This is a genomic window from Roseivirga sp. (assembly GCF_965216855.1).
Taxonomy (GTDB): Bacteria; Bacteroidota; Bacteroidia; order Cytophagales; family Cyclobacteriaceae; genus Roseivirga.
The window spans coordinates 706986-733283 of sequence record NZ_OZ244204.1; the positions used below are offsets into that span (position 1 = coordinate 706986).

Sequence of the window (26298 nt, forward strand, 5' to 3'; positions counted from 1 at the left end):
AAGCGATTATGTCATTGCGCCATGCAGAAATTGAGCCATATTCTGTATATTCCTTCAGCCAAACTTTATCTCATTATGGAACGATTCACCTCGCCTTTAGAGGCCTTTCACTATTGGGTGAATAAAACACCTGACCGGGTGTTTTTACGACAGCCCATTAACCGCAACTTTGTTGAATTTACTTTTGAAGAGACTGACCAACAGGTCAAAACTATGGTCACAGCTCTACACAATATGGGCATCCGCAAGGGCGATCATGTAGCTTTACTTTCAAAAAACTGTGCCCACTGGCTCATGGCCGATCTGGCGATTATGGCGGCCGGTTGTGTTTCAGTACCTATTTATCCAACCTTGGGGGCCGAGTCCATTCATGAAATTCTCGTTCATAGTGAATCTAAAGCCATAATCATCGGTAAGCTGGATGATTATAACGCCCAGAGTTCCGGCATACCTGCTATTAAAAAGATTGGAGTAGAAATGTATGGGGTGATGGAGGAATACACCTGGGAAAAGCTAATAGCTGCCCATTCTCCTGCTGAACAAATCCATCAACAACAGGCAGATGAATTAATGACCATCATGTATACCTCAGGTACCACAGGAGCTCCCAAGGGCGTAATGCATTCAGTTGGTGCTTTCGACCAGTTGATCAACACAGCCATTGAAAGCATAAAACTTCCTGATCAACCGAGGTACTTCTCCTACCTGCCTATGACACATATAGCTGAAAGAGCGGGTATTGAGCTTTCGGCTATTTTCCGGGGTGGTACCGTGAGCTTTCCTGAATCATTGGAAACCTTTGCCGAAGACCTTGCCTCTGTTCAACCGGAGACGTTTTTTGGAGTGCCCAGAATCTGGCAGAAGTTTCAGGAGAAAATTCTGGAGAAAATGCCCCAAAAGAAACTGGATAAACTCTTAGGACTTCCATTAATCGGTGGCATTGTAAAAAAGAAGATTAAAAAGAAATTAGGCCTCTCGGCTTCAGTAGCCAATTTCTCCGGTGCCGCTCCAATTGCGGTAAGTCTTCAGCAATGGTATCAGAAACTCGGCATTGAAATCAACCAGGCCTATGGCATGACGGAAGATTGTATTCTGAGTCATTTTAATCTTCCGGGACATAACAAATTTGGTACGGTGGGCAGACCCTTACCCGGAGTAAGTTCTAAGCTTTCACCAGAGGGAGAAATACTCATTAAAAGTAACTGCCTTATGAAAGGTTACTTTAAAGAGCCTGAAAAAACAAAGGAGATGTTCACCGAAGATGGGTATCTGAAAACCGGAGATATTGGAGAGTTTGATCACGATGGCTACCTTTCAATTACCGGCAGAGTGAAAGACCAGTTTAAAACGGATAAAGGAAAATACATCTCTCCTGCCCCGATTGAACTGGAAATATTGAAGAACAATGACGTTGATCAGGTTTGTGTAGTAGGCACAGGTATACCTCAACCAATTGCCCTGATTGTGCCTTCTGAAAGTGGACAGAAAAAGTCGAAAGATGATTTCAACAAATCCATCTGGCAAACCATTGAAGAAATCAATCCTCACCTGGAGAGCTATGAGAAAATAGCCCGTGCTGTGATTATGAAAGAAGTCTGGTCTGTTGAGAATGGATTGATGACACCCTCACTAAAAGTGAAAAGAAATCGAGTTGAGGCATTGCATCTGCCTATGTACCCTCAGTGGTTTGAACAAAAAAATCAGGTTGTTTATGAATCTTAAAACGCTGCTATTCGGTCTCACGGTCCTTTTTATTACCCCTGTATTTAGTCAGGCTCAGGTAACTCACAAACGTGTGTTCGATACGGTGCCTTACATTATGGAGCATCATAACAATCGACTCAGTATTTTTGCTAAAGAACCAATGAAACAAGGTCAAATCATATTTCTGGGAAATAGTATAACCGAAGGAGGTCAATGGCAATCTTACTTCCCTAATACTGATGTGATCAACCGTGGTATTGGCGGAGATATTGCCTTTGGCATTTTAAAAAGGCTGGATGAAATCATCGAGCGGTCGCCATCTAAACTATTTCTCCTTATTGGCATTAATGATATCGGCATGGACATCCCTGAACCCGTGATTGCTGATAACATCAGGAAAATCATTGAAAGGATTCAGCAGGAAAGCCCCAATACTCAAATCATAGTTCAGAGCATTCTTCCGGTTAACCCTGAATACAATGGCTTCCCTCAGCACTATGACAAACAATTTAGAGTATTGATGTCCAATCAGCTTATTTTTAAAGTATGTGCTGAAACAAATGTTCAATTTCTGAACCTGTTTCCCTATTTCCTCGATGATCGACAGAGGCTACAGTCAGAACTCACATATGATGGTTTACACCTCAATGCTGAAGGTTATAAACTATGGGTAGACATACTTAAAAAGGAAGGTTTGATGTAGTTATTTCACTGCTCTGAAAGACCAGTTATTCACTACTGCTAATATGCGAATGGTGATGATGATGGAGATAGTGGCTATAATACGTAGATCGTCATTCAATGCCGTTTCTCCCAATAGAAGATAAACTACTCCTCCTGCAAGACATACAGTTGCATAGACCTCTCTTCTGAAAATCAGTGGAATCTCATTCACAAGAGTGTCTCTCAATACACCTCCAAACACAGCAGAGATAGTACCCATCATGACTGCAATCACAGGAGACAAACCCAAATCTATGGTCTTTTGAACTCCTAATATGGTAAACAAGCCGATTCCAATGGAGTCAAACAAGAACATGGTCTTTCTCAGCTTTTCGAAGATACGTTTGAAGAAAACAGTGCATACCATACCCAGAGCAATGATCAGCAAGTAGTTGGCATCCTGCATCCAACCAACCGGAGTACTCCCAATCAGCACGTCCCTCAAAGTGCCACCTCCTACAGCAGTGATAAAAGAGATAACAGCCGCACCAAAGAAGTCCAACTCCTTTTTGGAAGCCAATAACCATCCACTCACCGCGAATACAAAAGTTCCGGCTAAATCGACATAGTAAATCAAGTCCGCGCTGGACATCCATTCCATGAACCAAAGGTAGTGCAATAACTATTGGTCATAAAAGAGAAAAATAATTTCTCAACATACATATTGACTGTCAGATACTTACAAAATCAATAAAAAAAGGTTTAACCAAGCCACAATCCGGTCAAACTGAAACTTCGTACCTACCTTCCAATAAATGATTAATTCATTTAACTGGCGACAAGCCAGACTTTCACCTAAACATGAAAATCACAGTTACATTAGTGGCTGTGATTTTTTTATTACAGCCTTATTTTTTTGACTAGATTTCCTCCATGCAAGAAGCTCTATTCGATATCAGGCTCGTGAGACTCTCAGATGCAGCACAAATACTCGAGATTTACGGCCCTATTGTTATAAATACTGCCATCTCATTTGAAATCGAAGTTCCTTCTGAGGAGGAGTTTCAAGAAAGAATAAGAGCTTACAGTGCTACGGCTCCCTGGCTGGTCGCTGAGTTGAATAACCGAATCATAGGCTATGCATATGCCACAGCTCACAGAAGCAGACAAGCCTATCAATGGAATCAGGAAGTAACCGTCTATGTTCATCAGGAGTATCGAAGATTCGGAGTGGCCAAAAAGCTTTACTTGCTGTTATTGAACATGCTACGCAGTATGAATTATGAGAAGGCCATTGCTGTAATTACTCTCCCTAATGAAGCCAGTGTTGCATTCCATCAAAACCTGGGTTTTCAACACATTGGAGACATGAGCAATATAGGCTTCAAACATGGTCAATGGTACAATACCAGTTGGTGGGACTATAAGCTTCAACCTAACAATTCCCCTCCTCAACCCCTTAAATCTCTCATTGAAGTGACTGAAAGCTTTAAACTCAACATGTGACTATCTTCTGCCTGACAATAATTTGATCAGATTTTCGACATCTTTAAGTGTGGAAGATTTATTACGGGAAATCAGACAATGCGAAATATGTGCCTCATCATTACCCCTGGGACCCAGGCCTGTTGTAAGTGTAAGTAGCAATTCCAGAATCTTGGTAATTGGCCAGGCTCCAGGTACAAGGGTACATGAAAGCGGAGTCCCCTGGGATGATCCTTCTGGCAGAAACCTCAGAAAGTGGCTTGGTGTTGGTGACGATGATTTCTACAATCCTGAACTGTTTGCTATTATGCCCATGGGCTTTTGCTACCCTGGAAAGGGTAAGTCGGGAGATTTACCACCCCGGCCTGAATGTGCACCTGCCTGGCATCAGCAACTCTTAGATCAAATGCCCAATATTCAATTGATGCTGTTAATTGGACAATATGCTCAGGCCCACTATCTGCCAGGGAAAAAGAATACCTTAACCGAGACAGTCAGATCGTTCAAGCTTTATCTTCCCGATTATTTCCCTTTGGTTCACCCCTCTCCAAGAAATGGCATATGGATGAGGAAGAACCCTTGGTTTGAAGAGGAAGTGCTCCCTGAGCTAAAGTCAAAAGTGAAGGAAATACTCAAAAAATAAGGGAGGCTATCGTGAAAAGCCTTACAATAGCCCATCCACGCAGCCTCCCCTGCTTTATTCAGTAATAGATTACTGCTTTTCTATCTTCAAAGATTCTTTGTCCTTGTTTACCAACACTGGCTCACCAAGACCTGTATTATTTAACCTCGGCAATTGTGTCTGACCATCACCCACAATGACATAAACCAGGTCATCCGGATTCATATATTCATCGATCAGCTTCTTTACCTCAGACTTGTCCATAGCCTTCAGTTTCGCTTCATCCTGTGCTATATAGTTCAGTGGTAGATCATAAGTCGAAATATTCTGCAGAATACCTAAAAGGCTTCCATAAGTCTCACAAGACTGTGTATTGCTTCTCAGGATGGAGTTTTTGGTTACGTCCATATCCTCATCAGAAAAATTATCACTGTAATTCTCAAGCAACTCCTTAAACAGATCAACTGATTCTCTGGTCACATTACTCCTTACACTGGAAGAGGCATTGAATACAGACCCATTCATTGTACGACTGTAACCTGAATAAGCTCCATAAGTGTAGCCCTTCTCTAATCTTAGCTCCTTAAACAGAATCGAGCCAGACCCGGAACCTAATCGGTAATTAGATACTGACGCAGCGGCATAATCATCATTTTCTCCGTCCATCGCTATTCTACCAATATTAATAACAGATTGTTTCGCATCGGGGTAATCCACAAAATAGATTCTGGAATCATCTACGTTTGTTTTCACTTCATACTCAGGGAAGTCTACAGGTTTAGCTTTCCAGCTTTCCAGAGATTCCAGTGACTCCATTACTTCGCTTTTGTCCAATGCGCCTACAAAATGGAAGGAAGCCACCGATGGCGAGAAGTTTTCATTATAGTAGGCCTTCAGATCATCTAAGGTGATGGAAGATACTGAGGCAGTTGTTCCTGAAGTAGGGTTAGAGAAGATATGATCTTTGCCATAAAGCACCTCATTGAAAACTCTTGAGGCGATGGCATTTGGATTGGCATTCGATTGTTGAATTGAGTTCAAAGCTGAACTTTTGATACGCTCAAATTCAGCCTCATCCCAACGCGGCTCCAGCAATATCTCTTTCACAAGGGACAATACCTTGGGGTAGTTTTTAGCCAGGCAATTACCTGAAATGGTTATGTATTCTCTCGATGCAAAAACATTGACATTGGCACCTAACTGCCCAATAGCCTCTTCCAGTTCTTCAGGTGTTTTATTGGCCGTACCTTCCATGAGCATATTATCGAGCAGAGCAGCTGTCCCCACTTTTTCCGGATTATCGAGGAACATTCCTCCCTTAAGTCTTATGCTGAACTGAGCCATAGGTAACTCATCCTGATAAATGTGGAACACTTTCATTCCATTGGCCAACTCTCCTGTTTCTATGGCTGGTGGCGAGAAACTCAGGTCACCATTCAAATCTGGAATAACCGAACGATCAATGGCTGATGGAGTCTTCTCAAAGGACACATTTCTCTCATACTTATCCAGATTACCTTCTGCTCCCTGAACAATTGGCTCCTCTACAACTTCAGCCTTAACCGATCCTTCCAGAATCAGCTCCTTTTGTCCTACCGGTACAAAGCTGGTAGCGAGGTAGTTCTTTCCTTTAATGTATTTATCATACACCCTCATGATATCCTCACGAGTGACATTGAGCGTATTTTCCAGGTTTTTAGTAATGTAGCCCGGATCGCCTGTAAACGTATTGTAACTCGCCAGTTGAAAAGCCTTGCTAAACACACTTGATACCGAATTGTACACTCCCGTCTCAGCACCTACTTTGATGCGGGCAAGGTCATCATCTGAAAAACCTTCTGATTCAAATTTTTCCAGGGCCTCAAAAATGGCAGCTCTCAGGGTATTGAGATTAGTACCATCAAAGGCTCGCGCTCCGATATTAAAAGTACCCGCAATCTCATTTGAGCTGTTATAGGCATAAACATTAGGAGCAAGCTTCTTCTCTTCTACAACCACTTTGTACAGAGGCGATTTCTTACCATCGGTCAGTAATTGACCCAGCATATTCAAAGCCCACATATCCTGATGATATTCTTCTACGCTTGGCCATATCATTTCCAGGTCAGGCAGGTTGGCGAACTTATCTTCATGGTAAAGCAGCTTGGTTTCATCCAGCACAGCTGGCCTGGGCTCTATGGTCTCCACCTCAGGACCTGAATTGATCTCAGAAAAATATTTATTAACCAGTTCCTTGGTTTCTGCTAAATCTATATCACCTGCAATAGCCAATGTGGCATTGCCAGCACCATAGTACTTTGAGTAGAATTCTTTTACATCGGCCACAGTGGCATTCTGTAAGTCTTCCAGACTACCAATCACATCCCAGCTGTAAGGGTGTCCGGCAGGATAAAGATTCTTAAGCTGAACATAGTCTTTATGTCCATAAGGCTGATTGTCTACCCCTTGTCTCTTTTCATTCTTAACTACCTGTTTTTCATTCTCCAGCCCCCATTCTGAAACTGTATTAATGAAAAAGCCCATTCTGTCTGACTCCATCCAAAGCACTTTTTCCAAAGCATCGCTTGGTACCGTCTCGAAGTAGATGGTCTGATCGGTTGAAGTTCCTCCGTTAAAAGAGCCTCCCAGTTCATTAACATACTTGATGAAGTTTCCTGCACCTACATTTTCAGAGTTCTGAAAAAGCATATGTTCAAAGAAGTGAGCAAAACCGGTTTTGCCGGGTTTCTCCCTGTTGGATCCTACATGGTATAGTACTGCTACTGCTACCTTAGGATCTGACTTATCCTGATGAAGGACCACTTCCAGTCCATTGTCCAGGGTATATTTTTCAAAATCGAGTGAGAATTCTTCTGAGGGTGATTCAGAAGAAGTCTGACAGGCTGTGAAGAATGCCATGATACATAGCAGACACAGCCCGATAAAATAGTTGTTTGAGTTTTTCATAATCACATGATTGAATTATACATCAATCTAACAAAAAAGCCGCCTACAGTTACGTAGCGGCTCTTTTATTATATAAACGGATGGTTATCTAGTGAATTTCCCCCATTAATCTCTTCTGTATTAATTTACTAATCATTAACAGAAGAAGCCCGCCACCAATAGTAGTCATTACAATGAGCATGTACTGATCCGGCATTTGCTGCACACCTTCTGCATCACCTCCACTGGCCTCCCCGGCAATCAGGCCAGCGATTAGATTTCCAAGTGCTACAGAGATAAACCAAATACCCATCATTTGAGAATAGAATTTCTTAGGAGCCAATTTGGTAGTCAAACTCAGGCCAACAGGGCTCAAACTCAATTCACCCCAGGTATGGAGTAAATAAGTAATTAACAGCCATGAAGGGGCGGCTAAGTCGCCTGAAGCCGCAATTTTAGCTGCGAAGTACATGGTCAAAAAACCAAGCCCCAGAAGAATAAGTCCAAAACTGAATTTCAAAGGTGAAGATGGTTCTAAATTTCTTTTCGCCAACCAAACCCAGAGGGCACCGAATAATGGTGCAAAAAGAATAATAAACAATGAGTTTACTGATTGAAAGTAACTGGCAGGCATTTCCCAACCGAAGATAGAGCGGTCAGTAAATCGTTCAGCAAACAGGTTTAGCGTTGAACCGGCTTGTTCGAATCCAGACCAAAACAGGGCTGAGAATACGAAGACGATACCAATGGCAATTACCTTCTTCTGTTCAGAAGCCGTAAGGCCACCAAAGAAGATTACATATCCAAGATAACTGAAGGCGACAATGGCAATGATGTATTTGGAATAGCTGGCAATGGAAAAGGCATCAATCGGTATTATTCCCATGAACATCAACAGGACAAGTACAGCCAGGGCAATCACTACGAAGGTTGTACCCTTTTTTAGTTTTTTTCTTTCCTCTTCTTCGGTATTATCTCTGGCAGGTTCCAAATCACCAATTTCACCTAGATATCCGGAAGTGAGTTTATATTGAATCAATCCCAGCACCATGCCAAAACCTGCCAATCCAAAGCCCAGATGCCAATTAGATTCAGCCAATGTTCCTGTAAGAATTGGGGCGAGAAACCCTCCAATATTGATACCCATATAGAAAATGGAGAAACCGGCATCTCGCTTCACATCTCCCGGAGCATAAAGTCCACCAACCAAAGCACTTACATTTGGCTTGAGTAAACCAGTACCAATTACCACGAAAATCAGACCGAGGAAAAATGAATTGGTATCCAGAGCTGTTACTCCTTCTGAATGAACTCCTAAAAGCTCTGCAATACCTGGAATTCCCATGGTAAAGTGTCCTAAAGCAATGATGATTCCTCCATACCAAACGGATTTCTTCAAGCCAAAAAGTCGATCTGCTAACCAACCTCCTGGCAAAGCCAACAGGTAAACTCCCATGGTGTAAAGTCCATAAATTGCTCCGGAGGTTTGGTCATCAAAACCGAGTCCACCATCGGCTACAGCCGCACTCATGAAGAGTATGAGCAAGGCCCGCATGCCATAATAACTAAAACGTTCCCACATTTCTGTAAAGAACAGGGTAGCTAGTCCGCGCGGGTGACCGAAAATCATTTTCTGATCTGACATAGTTGTTAAATAGTTTTTAGCAAAGTTTCCAATCTACGACCGTATCGAAGATATTACAAGCTGATTTACCACAAACAGGAAAAATAGGGCTTTTAAATCAGCCATTTACCCAAAATGGCATAGGGTAGTATTTGTTCAGCTTTCATGCGCTAAATTCCGATACGATAGTTACTTTTGCAAACGATTTCATAAACAAGGAAATTACCTATAATAATCATGTTAGAAACAGGAACGAAATCCAACAAAGCAGGCCTGGAAGCAGCAGGTATTAAAAAAGTTAAAGAAGCACATTGGAATCTTAGCCCAACCGAATTGATAGAGGAGTCAATTATAAATGGTGAAGGCCACTTGACAGATACCGGTGCCTTAATGTGTGATACCGGAAAATTTACCGGTAGATCTCCTAAAGACAGATACATTGTTAAAGATGAGCTGACTGAGGATAAAGTATGGTGGGGCGATATCAACATTGGTATCTCTCCTGAGTCTTTCGACAGAATCTACACCAAAATGCTGGGTTATCTGGAAGAAAGAAAAGTATATGTACGCGATGCCTATGCCGGTGCCGATAAAACGCACCGTCTTAAACTGAGAGTAATCAACACCTATGCATGGCACAACCTGTTTTGCTACAACATGTTCATCAGGCCTGAGACATACAAACTCTCTGATTTCGATCCTAATTTCACCATCATCTGTTGCCCTGAGTTTGAGGCCGATCCAGAAACCGATGGTACAAGACAAAGCAACTTTGCTATAGTCAATTTCACCAAAAGAATGATTCTGATTGGTGGAACACAGTATTCCGGTGAAATGAAAAAAGGAATTTTCTCTGTATTGAACTTCCTTCTTCCAACTGTTGACGGTGTGCTGCCTATGCACTGCTCGGCTAACATGGGTATCAAAGACAGAGATACTGCTATCTTCTTCGGTCTTTCTGGTACAGGAAAAACCACCCTCTCTGCAGATCCTAACAGACTTTTAATCGGTGATGATGAGCATGGATGGACTGCCAAGAACGTATTTAACTTTGAAGGTGGATGCTATGCCAAGGCCATTGACCTCACTGAGGAAAATGAGCCCGATATCTTCAGAGCCATTAAATACGGTGCAATTGTAGAAAACACCCGATTCATAAAAGGTACAAGAACCGTGAATTATGAAGATACTTCAGTGACTGAAAACACAAGAGTATCTTACCCTATTCACCACATTAACAATATTGCCGAACCATCAATTGGTGGTATTCCTAAAAACATATTCTTCCTAACCTGTGATGCCTATGGAGTAATGCCTCCGATTTTGAGACTGAACAAAGGTCAGGCTATGTACCACTTCATCTCTGGTTATACTTCAAAAGTAGCGGGAACGGAAGCTGGTGTTACTGAGCCTACCCCTGTATTCTCTGCTTGTTTTGGAGCTCCATTCATGCCTCTTCACCCAACTGAGTATGCTGAAATGCTTGGTAAGAAAATGGATGAGCATGGTGTTAATGTATGGTTAATCAACACAGGATGGACAGGTGGCCCTTACGGTATTGGTTCAAGAATTAAATTGAGATACACCAGAGCAATGATCTCTGCTGCGCTTTCTGGTGTACTCGACAATGTTGGATACAGGAAGCACTCAATCTTTGGTGCCGAAATCCCAATGACTTGTCCTGATGTGCCTAGCGAGTTGCTAAGTGCACGTGAGACATGGAAGAACGATCAGGGATTCTATGAAAAGGCCAACAAACTGGCCAGAATGTTCCAGGAGAACTTCAAGAAGTTTGAATCTTATGCCAATGATGAAATCCTTGCTGGTGGTCCAAAACCAAGAACGGATTACGCATAATTCAATACAAAACTTCACTTCAACCTCAACAAAAAAACCCCGGCCGTACGCTGGGGTTTTTTAATGGCCTCTCGACCAATCCGACACTACTATTTATTTTTAATGCTGTCCGTTCTCCATTGCCTGCATATTTTCCAATCGGTTTAATGCAGTCTGGAGCTCACGTTTTAATTTCATTTGTTTTTCTGTGGCCTGGAATCTCTGATTTCTATAATCATCCACAATTTTTGAGTAGGCTGTTTTAACCCTCTTTACCACTCCACATACATGTTTGATTCTTCCATACATGATGAGCAGGCAAAGACTAAGCAAGGCCACTAGTGACCAGACAAATATGGTGTAGGTCATTTTATTCATATCGAACCACAGAAAGCCAATAAGATCTGAGCTGGCCTGCGATTGTTGTAATGATTGCTGCACTGTGGTGAACTGCGACTTCAGCTCTTCCATTTCTTGCTGAACTTCAGATAGGTCTGACTGTAAGGTAGCAATGGTGCTTTTGTATGCGGTGAGACTGTCATACATTGCTTCTCTGAAGTTTCGGAGCTTGCTGGTTCTTATCACCTTATACTCCTCATAAGATTCTGCTTCATCGAGAATCTCGGTAAAGGTTCTGTCCAGCGATTTTTGGTCTTGTGCGTGTACCGGAAGCGAAAAAATAACAATCAATAAAAATACACTTAGTGTAGGTAGTTTCAGTCGCGCCATAGTACTGGTTTTAGGTGATTAACAATGCCAAATTAATGAATGGAAAAAGAACCATCTACATTCTGTTGTACAAAGCATTTTTCTATTGACGTCCTCCAAAATTTAGTCTTAAAACGACTGATACATAGCGCATTATCCTCAAATAACGTTAATAGAGGCACATCTTATAAGACTGGACATCATTACCTAACAGCCCCAAAACTTATAGTTCAGAAGAGATTCAGAGCTGTCCCCTTCTGTTTGGGTAAGAGGAATAATGATTTCATACTCTTTCAAAGTTGTATTAGATTCAAACAATCTTAACAGCCTATGAAACTCACTCAACTGTACTTGCTTCTCTTTGCTCTGCTGATCCTTTCATGTCAGCCGAAAAGGGAAATTGACTTTCCAGCGACTAATTTGGAAGAAGCATATATAATCCCGAAACCATTGGAAACAACAGCCTCTGGAAGTGGCTTTGCCCTGGACAAGTATACAGCACTTAGTGTCCTTGCTGACGATGAGGCCTTTGAAGGAGTGGCAGATTACCTGAGTAATAAAATTAAGAACAGAACCGGAGTTGACCTTAAGGCTACATCCAGAAGCTACACTCAATTGATTATTCAACAGGTGGAAGGTTTTGCAAATGATGAGGCATATGAAATTGACGTTAAGGAAGATTCTCTGGTTTTAAGGGCGGGTACAGCTGAAGGAGCTTTTCGTGGAATACAGACCATCAGGCAACTTATCCCTGAAGAGGCAATTACGGATTTGGCTAAATACCCTATTTGGGTCATTCCTACAGGCACTATTAAAGATCAACCTCAGTTTGCCTTTAGAAGTACGATGCTTGATGTTGCCAGACACTTCTTCTCGGTTGAGGATGTAAAAAAGTACATAGACATTCTGGCCTACTACAAATTCAACACCTTTCATATACACCTGACGGACGACCAGGGTTGGCGAATCGAAATTAAGTCATGGCCAAAGCTCACTGAGTTAGGAAGTACAACAGGTGTTGGCGGTGGACCTGGTGGCTTTTACACCCAGGAAGACTATCAGGAAATTGTAGCCTATGCAGCCGAAAGACATATCACGGTGATCCCTGAAGTAGATATGCCGGGACATACCAATTCCGCTTCTCTTGCCTATCCATTCCTAAATGGTAATGGAAAAGAGATTGAGTTGGTCACCAGCATGGCAGTGGGCTACAGTACTCTGGATACCAGAAAAGATACAGTTTATGCCTTTATAGACGATGTGATTAGAGAGATCAGTGCGCTAACTCCCGGTCCTTATTTCCATATCGGTGGAGATGAAAGCCATGTCACAGAAAAGGATGATTATGTCTATTTCGTGGAGCGCGTAGAAAAGATCGTCAAGAAGTACGGTAAACAAATGATTGGATGGGATGAAGTGGCCACTGCCAACCTGGAAGGTCCGGCCGTTGCTCAATGGTGGAACGATAAAGACAACGCCCAGGCCGCAATAAATCAGAACATGAAGATTATCCTCTCTCCTGCTAATAAGGCCTATCTGGATATGAAGTATGACAATAATTCAGAATTCGGTCTCAGATGGGCTGGACTGATTCCTGTCGATACTGCCTATATCTGGAACCCTGAAACACTCTTTCCAATGGAACATGTGCTAGGCGTTGAGGCCCCACTTTGGTCAGAAACCATCCGCAAGATTGACGAAATGGAGTACCTGGCCTTTCCACGCGTGATTGGTTATGCGGAGCTGGGTTGGTCAACTCAGGAAAATCGTGACTGGGAAGACTATAAAAGGCGACTGACTTATCATCGTTTGTTCTTAGACGCCAACGGGGTGAATTACTATAAGAGTCCGGTGATTGAAATGGAGTATTGAGATATGGGTAGTGGGTAGAGTGTATTGCGATGTGCAGTATTGAGTACTGCGACTGGCTTCTTTAAGTCATTTTGAAGGAGGTACGACTGAAAAATCTCATACATCAAGGAGAGAATTTCTCCCTATGGTCGAAATGACATACGCCATTTGTCTGCTGATTTTCGGGATTTCACTGATAATTATACAGAAAGTACCAAGACTTACTGAATACATGAAAAAGCACAATTCCACTCGATTTTCTATATTCGAAGAATTGCACGATAAATATTACCACAAGTGAACGTTGTCTATATTATTGGAAATGGGTTTGATCTAAATCTCGGGTTAAAAACCAGATACAGTGATTTTTATCCATTCTATAAAGATGTTGAAAACGAGTCTCGGATAATAAAGGAGTTAAAGAAATCAATAGACAGCAATATTGAGAATTGGTCAGATTTAGAGTTAGCCCTTGGAAAGTACACTAAAAACATCAAAACGACAGAGGAGTTTGATGAAATATTCGAAGATCTTGGAGACCGATTAGCAGAATACCTCGAAATTGAATATACCAAGTTCAACAAAAGTGAAGCTTCAAAAGAATCCTTTTTAAAGTATCTGGGATTCCCTGAAATGTCGCTGCCAATTGCAGACCGAATTAGGTTTATTAAATACATACAAAGTAAAGCCAAGTCTAAGTGGAGCCTTGACATAATGACCTTTAATTATACCAAAACTATTGAAGACATTATAGGGCCAAACATTCAGGGCTTAGAATTGGAAAGAGAAAATAAGCCCTCCCTTATTATTAACGGAATTCATCACATCCATGGCTTTCTAGATAGGAGAATGATTATGGGAGTAAATGATAATAGCCAAGTATTGAATGATTCTTTACACAGCAATGATGACATTATGGAAACAATAATCAAAAGTCATTGCAATAGTGCATATAGATCGACAATCGAAGGAACTTGTCGTGAGCTAATCTATAATGCGAATTTAATTTGTGTCTTTGGATCTTCAATGGGTGAAACTGACAAACTTTGGTGGGATGCCATTTCTCATCAAATTTCTACCAAAGACTGCATACTTCTTGTATTTTCTAGAACCCAAGATTTCAATGACAATAGAGCATACAAATACTCAAGACTTGCCAGAAAAATAAAAAAGCGATTCTTGACAGACCCAATATTAAAAGGGGCTTTGAGGGAAAATGTAAGCAATAAAATATTAATGGGTTTAAATACGGATATGTTTAAAATCCAATAGACAACACTATGCTTCGAGTTATTATTAAACTCCGATTAAAGACTTTATTCAATCAACTTCCTCCATTTGTCTGCATCACTGAATTCAGAGATTAAAGGATTTCGAAGATTTTCTTACCATATCTAAGCGTTGTTTGAAACTACCCTTAGCCTATCAAATCTTTAGATCCAACAAATCTATGTTTCAAATACGTTTTATCCAAATAGTGCCCCGGCAATAGTAGCGGTCATCATAGTGGCCAAAGTGGCAGCCATCAGTGCTCGCATACCAAGTCTTGAAAGGTCTCCTTGTCGTTCCGGAGCCATTCCTCCGATTCCTCCAATCTGGATAGCAATGGATGAGAAGTTGGCAAAGCCACAGAGGGCATAGGTAGAGATAACGATAGCCTTTTGGCTCAACATGCCATCAGCTTTCATGTCGGCCAAAGCCAGATAAGCCACAAATTCATTGATTACGGTCTTCTGCCCAATCAAGCTACCCACCTGCAGGGTTTCGCTCCAATCAACACCCATAGCAAAGGCTAAGAGCCTGAATACCTGACCAAGGATGTATTGTAAACTAAAGCCATCGAACACACCATCGGTAGTTCTGACCACAAAGTCATTGAGGCCTGTCACCGCACCAATACCGTCCACCAGAATCCAGTTGAGCGTGTAAATAACCGCGATAAAAGCCAGAAGCATAGCACCTATGTTAGCCGCCAGCTTCAAACCGTCACTGGCACCACCGGCCAATGCATCAATCACATTGGCTCCGATCTGGTCTTTACTTACTTTAAGTTCTGTATCTACTTCCTCAGTTTCAGGAAGGAATATTTTTGCCATTAAAATGGCCGCTGGTGCATTCATAATGGATGCACTTAACAGATACGTAGCGAATTGCGCCTGCTGCTCAGGATCACCCCCACCCAGAAAAGACACATAAGCCCCAAGCACTGAACCGGCAATGGTTGCCATCCCCCCTGTCATCAGACAGAGTAGTTCAGACTTGGTCATCTTACCAATGAAGGGCTTAACTAATAACGGGGCTTCTGTCTGCCCGAGGAAGATATTTCCGGCAGCTGACATTGATTCAGCTCCGGAAAGTCTCATGGTTTTAGCCATTACCCAGGCAAACCCATATACAATTTTCTGAAGTATCCCCAGGTAGTATAATCCTGCGGTAATTGATGAGAAGAAAATGACTGTGGGCAGGGCCTGAAACACGAAAAGAAAGCCCAGGCTATGCCTTGCGCCTTCAACATTATCACTGTTCTTAGACAGGTCCCCATAAAGGAATTCTGCACCATCAAGAGCAAAATTAAGAAAGGTAACAAAGCCTCTGCTCATTGCATCGAAACCCTGTTGAATAATACCGACTCTGGAAATGAGAATGGCGATAATCACCTGAAGCACAACTCCCACTCCAACTAATCGCCAACTGATTGCTTTCTTATTGCCAGACAACAAATAGGCTATTCCGATAAGAATAGCCAGACCTAATACTGCTCTTAAAATGTCCATTTTGTGTTACTCATCCATCAGCAGGCCAAGTCGAAAGACTTTTGCCAACTGCATGACCAACAAATTAACTTCTTCTGTTGATTTCGTCCCTAATTTTTGCGGCTTTTTCGTAATCTTCTGCTTTTAAGGCTTCATCCAGCATCTCATTCAGCTTATCTACTGTGAAATCCTGAAGTCTGTCTCCTTTTTTCTCCACTACTACCGGCTCATCTTCTTCATCGACAATTTCTTCTTCATCGGTAAGAATGATTCCGGCTTCGGAGAGCACTGATTCATAAGTATAGAAAGGCACACTAAACCTGATTCCAATAGCGATGGCGTCTGACGGCCTGGAATCTATTTCAATAGTCTTTTCGCCATCGGTACATACGATCTTAGCAAAGAAGATTCCCTCTTTTAGATCGGAAATGATGACCTCCACTATTTCATAGTTGAAGGCATGAGCAAAGGACTTGAACAGGTCGTGCGTCATTGGACGGTTAGGAGTGATTTTCTCTATCTCCAGCGCAATGGCCTGCGCTTCGAACATGCCAATGATGATCGGCAGTCTTCTCTCCCCTTCTACTTCACCCAGAACAAGGGCAAAGGAGCCAGTCGATTGCGACTGGCTCGATGACAATCCTAAAATTTCAATTCTTACTTTCTCCAAGATTAAAAAATCTAAGCTAAGGCTTTTTTCAAGGCCTCATTCAGTTTTGGAACAACTTCAAAAGCATCACCTACAATACCATAATCTGCGGCTTTGAAGAATGGTGCTTCCTCGTCTTTGTTAATAACTACAATATACTTAGAAGAATTGACTCCTGCCAAGTGCTGAATAGCACCTGAAATACCTATGGCAATGTAGAGTGTAGGGCTCACTTTCACACCGGTCTGACCTACGTGTTCGTGGTGAGGTCTCCAGTCCATATCTGATACTGGTTTTGAACAACCTGTAGCTGCACCTAGAGTTTTGGCCAGGTCTTCAATCATACCCCAGTTTTCAGGCCCCTTCAATCCACGACCTCCGGAAACCACTACATCTGCTTCCGGCAATAGCACATCGCCTTCTGCTTTATCGGTAGAAGTGATCTTTGCTCCAAACAATGCATCATCGAGAGATACTGAGAAAGCTTCAACAGCAGCAGCTGCGCCATCCGTTTTCAAATCAATCGCATTCTTTTTAATCGCCAGAATCTTTTTGTCTGTTGTGATTGTGCTATTGGCAAAGGCCTTACCTGTGTAAATACTTCTCCTGACCACAAAGCCATTAGATGTATCTGGTAATCCCACCACGTTAGACACTAAACCCGCACCTAATTTGGCGGCAACACGTCCAACCACGGCATCAGCCAAAGATGACTTAGCCGTTACAATGATCTCTGCTCCTGTTTCATTGGCCGCAGCTGTAATTACCTCTGCATATGGCTGAATGAGCCCTGCATTTAACCTGTCATCTGAAACGTGAAGTACCTTAGCTGCACCGTTATTTCCGGCAGTAGCCAATTCATCATTATCGGCACTACCCAAAGCAATTGCTGTGGTTTCACCCATCGCTGCAGCAAATGATATAGCCTCTCTAGACGACTTCTTTATCTTACCTTCTTCTAATTCAATAAATACTAGTACTGACATGTCTTTCTAATTAAGGTTATATCACTTTCGCTTCGTTCTTCAACAGATTCACCAACTCTTCTACATTGTCGGCATCTATCATCTTCACTTCTCCTTTGGCTGGTGGCAACTCATAAGAAGATAGCTCACTGTGCACAGTGGCGTCTGTTGGCTCCACTACATTCAGAGGCTTGGTTCTGGCAGACATGATACCCCTCATGTTTGGAATCTTCCATTCAGCAATAGGTTCCTGACAACCCGCTACAAAAGGCAGACTTACTTGTAGCTTCTCTTTTCCACCTTCAATTTCACGAGTAATATTGGCGGTAGTACCTTCAATGTCTAACTGCATTACTGGAGAGAATGAAGGTAACCCCAGCATTTCTCCAACCATACCATGCACCATACCTCCGTTAAAGTCGATTGACTCTCTTCCCATCAGAATCAGGTCATATTCTCCCTGTCTGGCAACTGCCGCTATCTGATTGGCCACAAAATATGAATCAGAAGGGAAAGCGTTTACACGTACCGCTTCATCGGCACCAATGGCCAAAGCCTTACGGATAGTAGGCTCTGTTTCTGCTTCACCAACATTGATTACAGTAATTTTTCCTCCATGCTGCTCCTTTAGCTCCACAGCTCTCGCCAACGCATAGTCATCGTATGGTCCAATAATAAACTGGACACCATTTTTATCGAATTCAGTATTGTCGTTGGTAAAAGCAATGCGGGAAGTTGTATCTGGAACATGTGTAATACAAACTAGTATGTTCATGCTTGCTTTATAGTTTAATGATTTCTATTTCAACCCCGTTGATGCACAAGTGTTCAGAAAAATGGTATCTAACGGGAAGATTCAAAACCCAAGGTAATCCTTAAATTTGCCCCGAAGATAGTCAATAATGAAGTAAATAAAAACGAGACTGAAGGATGAATGAGAGCCGGATAGAGCTACTTCAAAAGTACATTGATGAAGAGCCGAACGAACCTTTTAACCACTATGCTTTAGCCAATGAATATATGGCCGAAAACCCATCAAAGGCCTTAGATATTCTGCTTACGCTTATTGAGCAACAACCCGACTATTTACCAAGTTATTACCAGGCCGCCAAGTTGCTCGAAGATTTGGAAGAGGAAGAAAAAGCGTTAGAGGTTTACTCTTCTGGTATTGAACTGGCTAAAATTCAGGGCAATCATAAGACTCTAAATGAACTTAATTCGGCCTATCAGAATTTACTTTTTGAGCTGTAAAAACCTATTGACCAGCATTCCTTTAAGACTTAATTAATTCTCATGACAAAAACCCACATCCGCATTGGCGGAGTGCCTGAACATTTCAACTTTCCAATTCATCAGATCAAAGAGAATGGCACATTGGACAAACATGGTATCTCTTTAGAGTGGACAGACTTTTATGGAGGTACTGGTCAGATGACTAAAGCTTTGAGAGAAGATGAAGTTGATATTTGTATTCTTTTAACCGAGGGAATTATTAAGGACATTATCAAGGGAAACCCAAGTAAAATCATTAGCGAATATGTAATCACTCCACTTACCTGGGGAATTCACACGGGACTTGAAAACACATTACAAAAGAAGGATTTCATTTTCGATAAGAAACATGCTATCAGTCGTTTTGGATCTGGTTCGCACTTGATCTCTATCATTAATGCAAACAGTAAGAACCAACAGATTGCAGAAGATCAGTTTACCGTAATCAATGATATTAATGAAGCGATAGAGTCTCTCAATTCTTTAGAAACAGATGTATTTTACTGGGAAAAATACACCACCAAACCCTATGTTGATGCCGGTATTATCCGCAGAATTGACGAGTATCTTACTCCCTGGCCTTGTTTTGTCATTGCTGCAACGGACAGGGTTCTAGCAAATTACCCTGAGCAAATTGACCTACTACTCGACCTAATTCAGGAAAGCTGCCAGCTGTTTATGCACAATGATTCTGTGATTCCGGTTGTTGCCGAACGATATGATCAACAACTACCTGATGTTGAACGCTGGTACCATAGCACTGAGTGGGCTACCAACAGCTGGGTAAGCGATAAGATGCTGAAGAGCGTCATCTATTACCTAAAATCGGCTAATATTATCAGTGAAGATGAGCACATTCCTGAATTGATTTGGAAGAGGTAAATCCGAACACCTGCTTTTATCAGTAATTAACTAGAGTAAGTTATAAACCAATAAAAAACGTCTGCCATACTTAACACTCAAGAAACATTTGAAAAGTGAGCATTCATTATCTTCGCATCACATGCTGAAACTGATCAGGTATATTGTTATCTTCTTTTTGCTTTTCAGTTTTTCTAAAGCTTACTCACAAGAAAAGAAATCACTTCCCTACACTAAAAAGGGACAGTTCTACTTTTACTGGGGTTACAATTGGTCTTCTTATACAGACTCTGACATCCACTTTAAAGGCTCAGACCACGACTTCACTCTGTATGATGTGGTTGCTCATGACAGACCTAGCAAGTTTACTTTGGAGACCTACTTTAATATTTTCAACTTTTCAGCACCCCAGTTTAGCACTCGCTTTGGCTACTTCATTAAAGATAACTGGGAGCTCTCATTGGGAATGGATCACATGAAATATGTGGCCAAACAACTTCAAAACACCACCATAACGGGATGGATTGAAGAAGACGGCATTACTACCGAATACGATTATGATGACATCAGGCTTCTCTACAGTTTTCTACAGTATGAACACACCGATGGACTGAACTACATCAACCTGGGCCTCAGAAGAACCATCAACATCATTAACAAAGGTAATTTTGATCTGAACCTCATTGCAGGCCTGGAGTCTGGCATTATCATGCCCCGCTCTGATGTGACCTTGCTCGGTAAAGACCGATCTGACCGTTATCATTTGTCTGGTTATGGTCTGAATCTAGTTGGTGCCATCAACCTCACTTTCTTCGGCAAATACTTTGTTCAGTCAGAGCTTAAAGGTGGTTATATAAACATGCCTAAAGTGCTCACCTCTTTCGAAGGAGATATCGCCAGTCAAGACTTCTTCTTTTCCCAAACCAACATCTCTTTAGGCGGATACTTTCCTTTGTTTAGAAAGAAATAATCGATACCAGACGCAAAACCAATTCCATTTCAGCCTATTTTTCTGAAACACGAACAATTATGAACTTCTTTAAAACTATTCTCCCGGTAATTTTTCTATTGATTCTTCATCGAGCCAGTCATGGACAGTCTGACACTACCTACTTTTCAGCTTATGACGTGAAACTTAAAAAAGAATCGAAAGAATATGCGGCATATTATGAATTAAACAATGGTATGAGCAGAGAAGGAAAGGTAGAAAGGTTCTACCCTACTCATGAATCCTATGGCTTTGCCTTTTACGCTGAAAACAGACCGGAAGGTCACACCAAGCAGCTATTCAAGAATGGCAATTTATATCAGGAAGGAAACTATGAAAACGGATCAAGAAGTGGAATATGGACATTGGGCTTCGAAAATGGGCAGTCCTTTGCATCAGTAAAATATGATCAGGAAAAGAGCCTGAATCATGCTGTAGTCATTAATATCATGGATTCCTTGGGAACTCTGTTGGTAAGTAATGGATCGGGCAAATACAGTGGGCCTAATCCGCTTAACCGTGAGATAACTATCGAGGGAGAATTCCGGTCAGGTCTTAAGGTTGGTGAATGGACCAGTAAAAAGGAAGATCGCACTCTTGATATTGAGCATTATACAGCATTAGGAGACTTGATTTCCGGAACCAGTTGGGACAAAGATGGAAAAGAGTACCATTACACGGTAATTGAAGAGCAAGCGAAACACAAAGGTGGAATGGAAGGTTGGATCAAGCATTTAAAGAAAACCTTTCGCTATCCAGCGAAGGCGATCAGAAATGATATTGAAGGGGATGTAGATGTAACCTTTATAGTTAATAAGAATGGAGACCTGGAAAATATCGAAGTACTTAATGGCATTGGTTATGGGTGTGATGAAGAAGCTATCAGAGTAGTGTCTAAGTCAAAATGGAATCCTGGAAAACAAAAAGGGCAGCCTGTTAAATCAAGAATGCGTTTCAGAGTTGCTTTTAGACTTAGATAGACCTTTCCACAATGATCCAAGACCTGAAAATAAAGAAAGCCGACCTCTGATGAAGTCGGCTTTCTTGTTACATAGCATTTATTTAAATTATTTAGTCACCAAACCACCCTTAGCACTATCTACAGTGATTTGAGGGGTACCACGACCACTTACAATCCAGCGCACTTTTACATATCCGTTACCGGGAATATTAGCTACTTCCAGTTTCGATGGATTAACTTTTTGTTCAGTCGTCACATTGAAGTCTTCATTCTCCACGATCATACCTGCCTGAACATTAACCCCTGAAATACTAATATAGTCAGGACGCTCAATCTTATTTCTTACATCATGAGAAGCATGAGTCGGTATTAACCTGTCATTTTTAACTGTGACAGTGATTTCACGAAGTCCTCCACCTAAATCCTTCTCTTTTACTTCAGAGATGTTGAGCTTAGGCATTTGGTAAGCATGGTAAATGGTGAAGGCCATATTTCTATGACATTCCTCTTCTAGTAAGAAGCCAGGAGTTGCTCTGCCAAAATTCTTTTTGAATCCACCAATTTCAATCTCGCCATAAGTTGGATGGTTATATGTTTTCCAAGGCTCAAAGGCATCACCAAAAAGTAGTTCTGCATCGAAATCATAGCTCTCATTCTGACTACCTCTTTCTGTCTTATAATAGGCGAATCGGTTGAATATCTCATTGGAATAGGTAAACACACCTCTTCCTCCATAGAACCAATCCAGTTCACCACCATATGCTGAATAGAGATCTTTATAAACCACCAGGTATCTGTAACCCGGCAACATTTTTTCTCCTTTGTTACCGATAGCATCATATACCTGAAGATCTTGTCTATTATAAGTTCCCACATCTTCCTGACCACCCGGGCCTCTGAGAATCATACCTCCCGAGTTATGAAAGCTTTGTGCTCCGGCAATATTTGGATGTGACAATACAAAGTCAGCCACATTTCTGTTTTCTGGAACACTAAACGGATACTTATAAGCGCCACGCTGAATATAATCCGGGTGCCATCCCCAGGCCCAATCACGGTTAGGGTCATAGTATCCGTGTGGATCCTCATTTACTCTTCCGTCACCATCATTATCAATACCTTCCTGACCCAGGTATTCATAGCGCTGCACATTAGCAGGCACCTGATCATCAATACCGATTCGAATCATTTTTCTAGGATCCTGAGGATCAATGATGAAATCTCCTGTAGAGCTTTTTCTTCTCATCTGAGTGATAGAACCATTGCCATCCAGATCGTCCGGAAGATCTTCATCAAACAAACCATCCTGGTCATCATCCAACGGCATCATACCCGCTCTTGGTGAACTACCTGTATTGGGTTCTTTCATGTAGTTATTTCTGGCATCCGGGTTAATAGTTGGTAGAATGTAGAATACCTTATCATTCAATAGTTCGGTAATAAAGTCAACATGGCCGAAATTCTCCGTCAGGTACCATGCGGTATAAATACAGATTTCACCACCTTGAATCTCATTGGAGTGAATATTACCATCTACATAGAAGGCCGGCTTTCTATCTGCATCACCTTGCTGATAATTGGTTACCTGCAACATCCACATATCACGTCCTTCATATGACTTGCCTATAGAAACCCGCTTAACAAGATTTGGATATGCTTCTGCAATCTTCTTACCCAAGGCATCTAGTCCTTCGGTTGTATAATACCTGTTAAAAGATATCTGAACTTTCGGGTTATGAGGTGAGCCTGCTGCTCTGAAAATATCCTCTACTCCCTGCGCCTGAATCTGGCTGTTGAAGCCGACACAAGCAAGTACTAACATTATAATTGCTGTTATTCTTTTCATGGCTTCTTATTTAAGGTTGATGTTAGTTGACACAATTCCAACATGAGGGGCACCCGCTTCAAGCACCAGGCTTCCTGAACCTTTAACGAGCCAGGTTAACTGCTGAGAACCGTCACCAGCAATATTACTGATCATTTGAACTCTTCTACCGGAAATGACTTCCTGACCATTGCCTAGTTTAAGTTCAACCTTAATATTCCTCAACCATCTTGACCTGGAACCCATTTGGGTGTGAGTAGGAAGTGTTCCCGGGTTATACAAGTCCATCGTAATCCTCGTCATTCCTCTACCAACTTCTTCAACTTTGAGATTATTGACTTCAACACTCGCCTGCATACCGGCCAGTTCAACAATGAACTGATTGTGTTTATCAGAAACCTCATCAATCATTGAGATTGGCGGGTTCATCATTGCGAATGGGCTGATTCCTCCAACTTCTACTTCTTTACCAGGGAAGTCAGGATGGGATATCTTCTGCCAAGGCTGGAAGTAATCATTAAGCCCCTCTTGCTGAGCCCATCTCAGGAAGTTCACTTCTCTGTTTTTGTCGGCATTGGGTTTCATAGTAGAGTCACCCTTTACCATGGGTGCCCACCAACCTGGTGTACTCAAACTGAGTCTGCCAAAGTGGAAATAGGCCCATTGATAAAAATCACCTCCCTGGTCTACAGATGCAGGAGCATCTTTAAGTCCAACAGTCTTGTTGTATTCATCAGACAGCAATTTATTCAGGTCTGCATCTTCTTGTTGGATGCTGGTCACAATTCTTTGAGACGCGCCTCTCGCATTGTATCTCCAGGGGCTTGAAAGGTTATTTCCAGGACCGAAAGTAAAAATAGCATAGACATTCCACTTGGTGTAAAGCTCGTCAAGCAAGGCTCGGTTTTCAGGTTCCGAAACCGGATGTTCACCAGTGCCCGGTTTGAAGAAGTCATATTGATAAGTCAGACTTCGATTGAAATGAATCCCTCCAACATTATCTTCATTGAAGCTACCATCTTTATCATCATCTCTGCCTTCAGTAAGAAGTTTATACATACCCTTCTCTCCTTTTGACTTATCTGCCTTGATCATGATTCTGTCATCAGCTGGGTGCATAATCCAATCCCCTGTAGCATCAGCCACTCTCATCATGGTGATCTTTCCATTATTGTCCAGATCATTGAATGGATCTTCGTTCACCTGTCCATCACGATCGTCATCTGTTGCACGGGCGTTTCCACTTCTCTCCCACTTCAGGGCCGCAAAGTATTGCTCATAGGCATCAGGGCTCATATTCGGAAATACATAGAATGTGGTGTGGTCTAATGTGGCAGCATGATCGCTTAACAGACCTTCAGCAAATCGAATGGTCATTTCTACACCAAGAAGGTGACTTCCTTCAACGCCACCCACCACTGCTATGGCTGGTTTGTTTTCCATATCTCCCTTTCCCAGGGTCAGCATCCATACATCCTTGCCGCCCTCTGTTTTGGTAAGAGACTTTAATGAAGCCAGGTTGGAAGAGTTAGCAAGGTTGCGCAGGCGTTGTGCCTGCTCATTCAGCGTTGGGTAATCTTGTCCCCAAACTGAAAAAACCATGCAAAACATCAATCCCAAAAGGCTAAGCTTCTGTAAGTTGTGTTTCATAGAGTTCTCTGTTTGATAAAAGTGTTCAACCTTTAAATAACCAAAAGCAGGGATGGTCTTAAATAGTTGGATTTCTAAACGGTTGTGAATGGTTATGGATGGAGAATGCCTTTAACATTCATCGCTGACTGGTAATTGATCAATATTCAATTAAATGAAGGTCACATAAGAAAATCGCACAGACACCTTAATATATCCGACATTGAACACACTTTTCAATAATTCACTAATTGTACTATTCCAATAATACATTACCATAACAATAAGTAAGACTCGAATAGAATTTTGAATGGTCGAATCAAGAACCCAGTGAATCAAAAACACATCTTATTTTATCAAAAATGATTTTTTTTCATACCATCTGTCTTACGATTGGCCACAAAAAAAATGTCGATAACTCACAAAAGTGACTAAAAATCAATTTTACAGCAACGTAACGCAGCGAACAATTATTGTATTATTTTCATTTTAACCGTAGCTTCATGTAAGGTTTGAGTCTTAACTCAGACCTCTTTCAGTAACCTAAACCATTAGACTCATGAAAATCAGCAGAAACAAGAATCCGGAAACGGAGGAAGTTACTGTAATCGCTGCAGGCACAACGTTTACAGGCACAATCGAATCGAATCAGACAGTTCGGATTGAAGGAAATTTTACTGGCGACATTCACTCCAAGTCTAAAGTAATTACCTGTTCAGAATCCAGAGTTCACGGCAATATCACTGCCGATGAAATTATAGCCGGAGGATCTATTAAAGGCGAAATTTCAGGACTAACCTCCATTACCATACAGCCGACAGGCAGCATTGAAGGTTCCATTATATCAGACACCATTGTCATTGAAAAAGGTGGCATGTTTGAAGGTGACTGCAGAATGCATCAGGAAGAAACAGAGGTCATTGAAATGGGCCCTCAACTTCTCGAAAAGCAGGCATAACCAGCTTCACCCAAATTTA

22 protein-coding genes are annotated in these 26298 nt (G+C 41.8%); 12 read left to right on the forward strand and 10 right to left on the reverse strand.

Annotation, left to right across the window (positions count from 1 at the left end):
• The first annotated feature begins 75 nt into the window (after positions 1 to 75).
• Positions 76 to 1722, forward strand: coding sequence for an AMP-binding protein (locus tag ACOOEY_RS03155; protein WP_420387221.1), 1647 nt, complete (start codon positions 76 to 78; stop codon positions 1720 to 1722).
• Positions 1712 to 2407, forward strand: a complete 696-nt coding sequence (locus ACOOEY_RS03160) for a GDSL-type esterase/lipase family protein (RefSeq protein WP_420387222.1) — start codon at positions 1712 to 1714, stop codon at positions 2405 to 2407. The genes ACOOEY_RS03155 and ACOOEY_RS03160 overlap by 11 nt, the downstream gene beginning before the upstream one ends.
• Here the strand turns inward: ACOOEY_RS03160 and ACOOEY_RS03165 are convergent, their stop codons facing one another.
• Positions 2408 to 3019: a trimeric intracellular cation channel family protein gene (locus ACOOEY_RS03165; protein WP_420387223.1), complete on the reverse strand. Its 612-nt coding sequence runs from the start codon at positions 3017 to 3019 to the stop codon at positions 2408 to 2410.
• Between the two features lie 281 nt (positions 3020 to 3300).
• On the opposite strand from ACOOEY_RS03165, the gene ACOOEY_RS03170 reads away from it, so the two are divergent.
• Together ACOOEY_RS03170 and ACOOEY_RS03175 are read left to right on the forward strand one after the other, a co-directional pair.
• Positions 3301 to 3873, forward strand: coding sequence for a GNAT family N-acetyltransferase (locus ACOOEY_RS03170; RefSeq protein WP_420387224.1), 573 nt, complete (start codon positions 3301 to 3303; stop codon positions 3871 to 3873).
• Positions 3874 to 3922: 49 nt separating this feature from the next.
• Positions 3923 to 4495, forward strand: a complete 573-nt coding sequence (locus ACOOEY_RS03175) for a uracil-DNA glycosylase family protein (protein WP_420387225.1) — start codon at positions 3923 to 3925, stop codon at positions 4493 to 4495.
• A 69-nt stretch (positions 4496 to 4564) separates the two neighbouring features.
• Here the strand turns inward: ACOOEY_RS03175 and ACOOEY_RS03180 are convergent, their stop codons facing one another.
• Positions 4565 to 7420: a M16 family metallopeptidase gene (locus tag ACOOEY_RS03180; RefSeq protein WP_420387226.1), complete on the reverse strand. Its 2856-nt coding sequence runs from the start codon at positions 7418 to 7420 to the stop codon at positions 4565 to 4567.
• Positions 7421 to 7508: 88 nt separating this feature from the next.
• The gene (locus tag ACOOEY_RS03185; protein WP_420387227.1) at positions 7509 to 9044 is read right to left on the reverse strand and encodes a peptide MFS transporter; all 1536 of its coding nucleotides are present in this window, start codon (positions 9042 to 9044) and stop codon (positions 7509 to 7511) included.
• 216 nt (positions 9045 to 9260) lie between these two features.
• Between ACOOEY_RS03185 and pckA the strand changes: the two genes are divergently transcribed.
• Positions 9261 to 10880, forward strand: a complete 1620-nt coding sequence (pckA, locus tag ACOOEY_RS03190) for a phosphoenolpyruvate carboxykinase (ATP) (RefSeq protein ID WP_420387228.1) — start codon at positions 9261 to 9263, stop codon at positions 10878 to 10880.
• A gap of 99 nt (positions 10881 to 10979) precedes the next feature.
• Here the strand turns inward: pckA and ACOOEY_RS03195 are convergent, their stop codons facing one another.
• Positions 10980 to 11588 (reverse strand): hypothetical protein, encoded by a 609-nt coding sequence (locus ACOOEY_RS03195; protein ID WP_420387229.1) that lies wholly within the window; start codon positions 11586 to 11588, stop codon positions 10980 to 10982.
• A gap of 309 nt (positions 11589 to 11897) precedes the next feature.
• On the opposite strand from ACOOEY_RS03195, the gene ACOOEY_RS03200 reads away from it, so the two are divergent.
• The gene (locus ACOOEY_RS03200) at positions 11898 to 13439 is read left to right on the forward strand and encodes a beta-N-acetylhexosaminidase (RefSeq protein WP_420387230.1); all 1542 of its coding nucleotides are present in this window, start codon (positions 11898 to 11900) and stop codon (positions 13437 to 13439) included.
• 276 nt (positions 13440 to 13715) lie between these two features.
• Entirely contained in the window at positions 13716 to 14690 is a 975-nt protein-coding gene (locus ACOOEY_RS03205; RefSeq protein WP_420387231.1) for an AbiH family protein, read from the forward strand.
• A 194-nt stretch (positions 14691 to 14884) separates the two neighbouring features.
• Here the strand turns inward: ACOOEY_RS03205 and ACOOEY_RS03210 are convergent, their stop codons facing one another.
• The 4 genes from ACOOEY_RS03210 to ACOOEY_RS03225 all read right to left on the reverse strand — a co-directional run bounded on the left by ACOOEY_RS03210 (position 14885) and on the right by ACOOEY_RS03225 (position 18560).
• Positions 14885 to 16192, reverse strand: a complete 1308-nt coding sequence (locus tag ACOOEY_RS03210; protein ID WP_420387232.1) for a NupC/NupG family nucleoside CNT transporter — start codon at positions 16190 to 16192, stop codon at positions 14885 to 14887.
• Between the two features lie 64 nt (positions 16193 to 16256).
• Complete coding sequence (locus ACOOEY_RS03215) at positions 16257 to 16841, reverse strand: bifunctional nuclease domain-containing protein (protein WP_420387233.1); 585 nt, start codon at positions 16839 to 16841, stop codon at positions 16257 to 16259.
• Between the two features lie 11 nt (positions 16842 to 16852).
• The gene (locus tag ACOOEY_RS03220) at positions 16853 to 17806 is read right to left on the reverse strand and encodes an electron transfer flavoprotein subunit alpha/FixB family protein (protein WP_420387234.1); all 954 of its coding nucleotides are present in this window, start codon (positions 17804 to 17806) and stop codon (positions 16853 to 16855) included.
• A gap of 16 nt (positions 17807 to 17822) precedes the next feature.
• Complete coding sequence (locus ACOOEY_RS03225; protein WP_420387235.1) at positions 17823 to 18560, reverse strand: electron transfer flavoprotein subunit beta/FixA family protein; 738 nt, start codon at positions 18558 to 18560, stop codon at positions 17823 to 17825.
• 155 nt (positions 18561 to 18715) lie between these two features.
• Here ACOOEY_RS03225 and ACOOEY_RS03230 point away from each other — a divergent pair, with 155 nt between their 5' ends.
• From ACOOEY_RS03230 to ACOOEY_RS03245, 4 genes are all read left to right on the forward strand, one after another.
• Positions 18716 to 19036: a tetratricopeptide repeat protein gene (locus ACOOEY_RS03230; protein ID WP_420387236.1), complete on the forward strand. Its 321-nt coding sequence runs from the start codon at positions 18716 to 18718 to the stop codon at positions 19034 to 19036.
• A gap of 42 nt (positions 19037 to 19078) precedes the next feature.
• Entirely contained in the window at positions 19079 to 19939 is an 861-nt protein-coding gene (locus ACOOEY_RS03235) for a uracil-DNA glycosylase (protein ID WP_420387237.1), read from the forward strand.
• A 121-nt stretch (positions 19940 to 20060) separates the two neighbouring features.
• A complete protein-coding gene (locus ACOOEY_RS03240) occupies positions 20061 to 20888 on the forward strand; it encodes a hypothetical protein (RefSeq protein WP_420387238.1) in 828 nt (275 codons plus the stop codon).
• A 59-nt stretch (positions 20889 to 20947) separates the two neighbouring features.
• The gene (locus ACOOEY_RS03245; RefSeq protein ID WP_420387239.1) at positions 20948 to 21886 is read left to right on the forward strand and encodes a TonB family protein; all 939 of its coding nucleotides are present in this window, start codon (positions 20948 to 20950) and stop codon (positions 21884 to 21886) included.
• A gap of 87 nt (positions 21887 to 21973) precedes the next feature.
• Here the strand turns inward: ACOOEY_RS03245 and ACOOEY_RS03250 are convergent, their stop codons facing one another.
• Together ACOOEY_RS03250 and ACOOEY_RS03255 are read right to left on the reverse strand one after the other, a co-directional pair.
• Positions 21974 to 23713 (reverse strand): M14 family metallopeptidase, encoded by a 1740-nt coding sequence (locus ACOOEY_RS03250; protein ID WP_420387240.1) that lies wholly within the window; start codon positions 23711 to 23713, stop codon positions 21974 to 21976.
• Between the two features lie 6 nt (positions 23714 to 23719).
• Positions 23720 to 25342 (reverse strand): M14 family metallopeptidase, encoded by a 1623-nt coding sequence (locus tag ACOOEY_RS03255; protein WP_420387241.1) that lies wholly within the window; start codon positions 25340 to 25342, stop codon positions 23720 to 23722.
• 538 nt (positions 25343 to 25880) lie between these two features.
• On the opposite strand from ACOOEY_RS03255, the gene ACOOEY_RS03260 reads away from it, so the two are divergent.
• Positions 25881 to 26279: a bactofilin family protein gene (locus ACOOEY_RS03260; protein ID WP_420387242.1), complete on the forward strand. Its 399-nt coding sequence runs from the start codon at positions 25881 to 25883 to the stop codon at positions 26277 to 26279.
• Positions 26280 to 26298: the final 19 nt, after the last annotated feature.

What these genes read in the sequence shown, in the direction of transcription:
- ACOOEY_RS03255 (WP_420387241.1), bottom strand. Translation starts at nt 25,342, where the DNA reads ATGAAACACAACTTACAGAAGCTTAGCCTTTTGGGATTGATGTTTTGC.
- ACOOEY_RS03200 (WP_420387230.1), top strand. Translation starts at nt 11,898, where the DNA reads ATGAAACTCACTCAACTGTACTTGCTTCTCTTTGCTCTGCTGATCCTT.
- ACOOEY_RS03210 (WP_420387232.1), bottom strand. Translation starts at nt 16,192, where the DNA reads ATGGACATTTTAAGAGCAGTATTAGGTCTGGCTATTCTTATCGGAATA.
- ACOOEY_RS03225 (WP_420387235.1), bottom strand. Translation starts at nt 18,560, where the DNA reads ATGAACATACTAGTTTGTATTACACATGTTCCAGATACAACTTCCCGC.
- ACOOEY_RS03220 (WP_420387234.1), bottom strand. Translation starts at nt 17,806, where the DNA reads ATGTCAGTACTAGTATTTATTGAATTAGAAGAAGGTAAGATAAAGAAG.
- pckA (WP_420387228.1), top strand. Translation starts at nt 9,261, where the DNA reads ATGTTAGAAACAGGAACGAAATCCAACAAAGCAGGCCTGGAAGCAGCA.
- ACOOEY_RS03170 (WP_420387224.1), top strand. Translation starts at nt 3,301, where the DNA reads ATGCAAGAAGCTCTATTCGATATCAGGCTCGTGAGACTCTCAGATGCA.
- ACOOEY_RS03185 (WP_420387227.1), bottom strand. Translation starts at nt 9,044, where the DNA reads ATGTCAGATCAGAAAATGATTTTCGGTCACCCGCGCGGACTAGCTACC.
- ACOOEY_RS03240 (WP_420387238.1), top strand. Translation starts at nt 20,061, where the DNA reads ATGCTGAAACTGATCAGGTATATTGTTATCTTCTTTTTGCTTTTCAGT.
- ACOOEY_RS03180 (WP_420387226.1), bottom strand. Translation starts at nt 7,420, where the DNA reads ATGAAAAACTCAAACAACTATTTTATCGGGCTGTGTCTGCTATGTATC.
- ACOOEY_RS03250 (WP_420387240.1), bottom strand. Translation starts at nt 23,713, where the DNA reads ATGAAAAGAATAACAGCAATTATAATGTTAGTACTTGCTTGTGTCGGC.
- ACOOEY_RS03195 (WP_420387229.1), bottom strand. Translation starts at nt 11,588, where the DNA reads ATGGCGCGACTGAAACTACCTACACTAAGTGTATTTTTATTGATTGTT.
- ACOOEY_RS03165 (WP_420387223.1), bottom strand. Translation starts at nt 3,019, where the DNA reads ATGTCCAGCGCGGACTTGATTTACTATGTCGATTTAGCCGGAACTTTT.
- ACOOEY_RS03160 (WP_420387222.1), top strand. Translation starts at nt 1,712, where the DNA reads ATGAATCTTAAAACGCTGCTATTCGGTCTCACGGTCCTTTTTATTACC.
- ACOOEY_RS03155 (WP_420387221.1), top strand. Translation starts at nt 76, where the DNA reads ATGGAACGATTCACCTCGCCTTTAGAGGCCTTTCACTATTGGGTGAAT.
- ACOOEY_RS03230 (WP_420387236.1), top strand. Translation starts at nt 18,716, where the DNA reads ATGAATGAGAGCCGGATAGAGCTACTTCAAAAGTACATTGATGAAGAG.
- ACOOEY_RS03260 (WP_420387242.1), top strand. Translation starts at nt 25,881, where the DNA reads ATGAAAATCAGCAGAAACAAGAATCCGGAAACGGAGGAAGTTACTGTA.
- ACOOEY_RS03235 (WP_420387237.1), top strand. Translation starts at nt 19,079, where the DNA reads ATGACAAAAACCCACATCCGCATTGGCGGAGTGCCTGAACATTTCAAC.
- ACOOEY_RS03245 (WP_420387239.1), top strand. Translation starts at nt 20,948, where the DNA reads ATGAACTTCTTTAAAACTATTCTCCCGGTAATTTTTCTATTGATTCTT.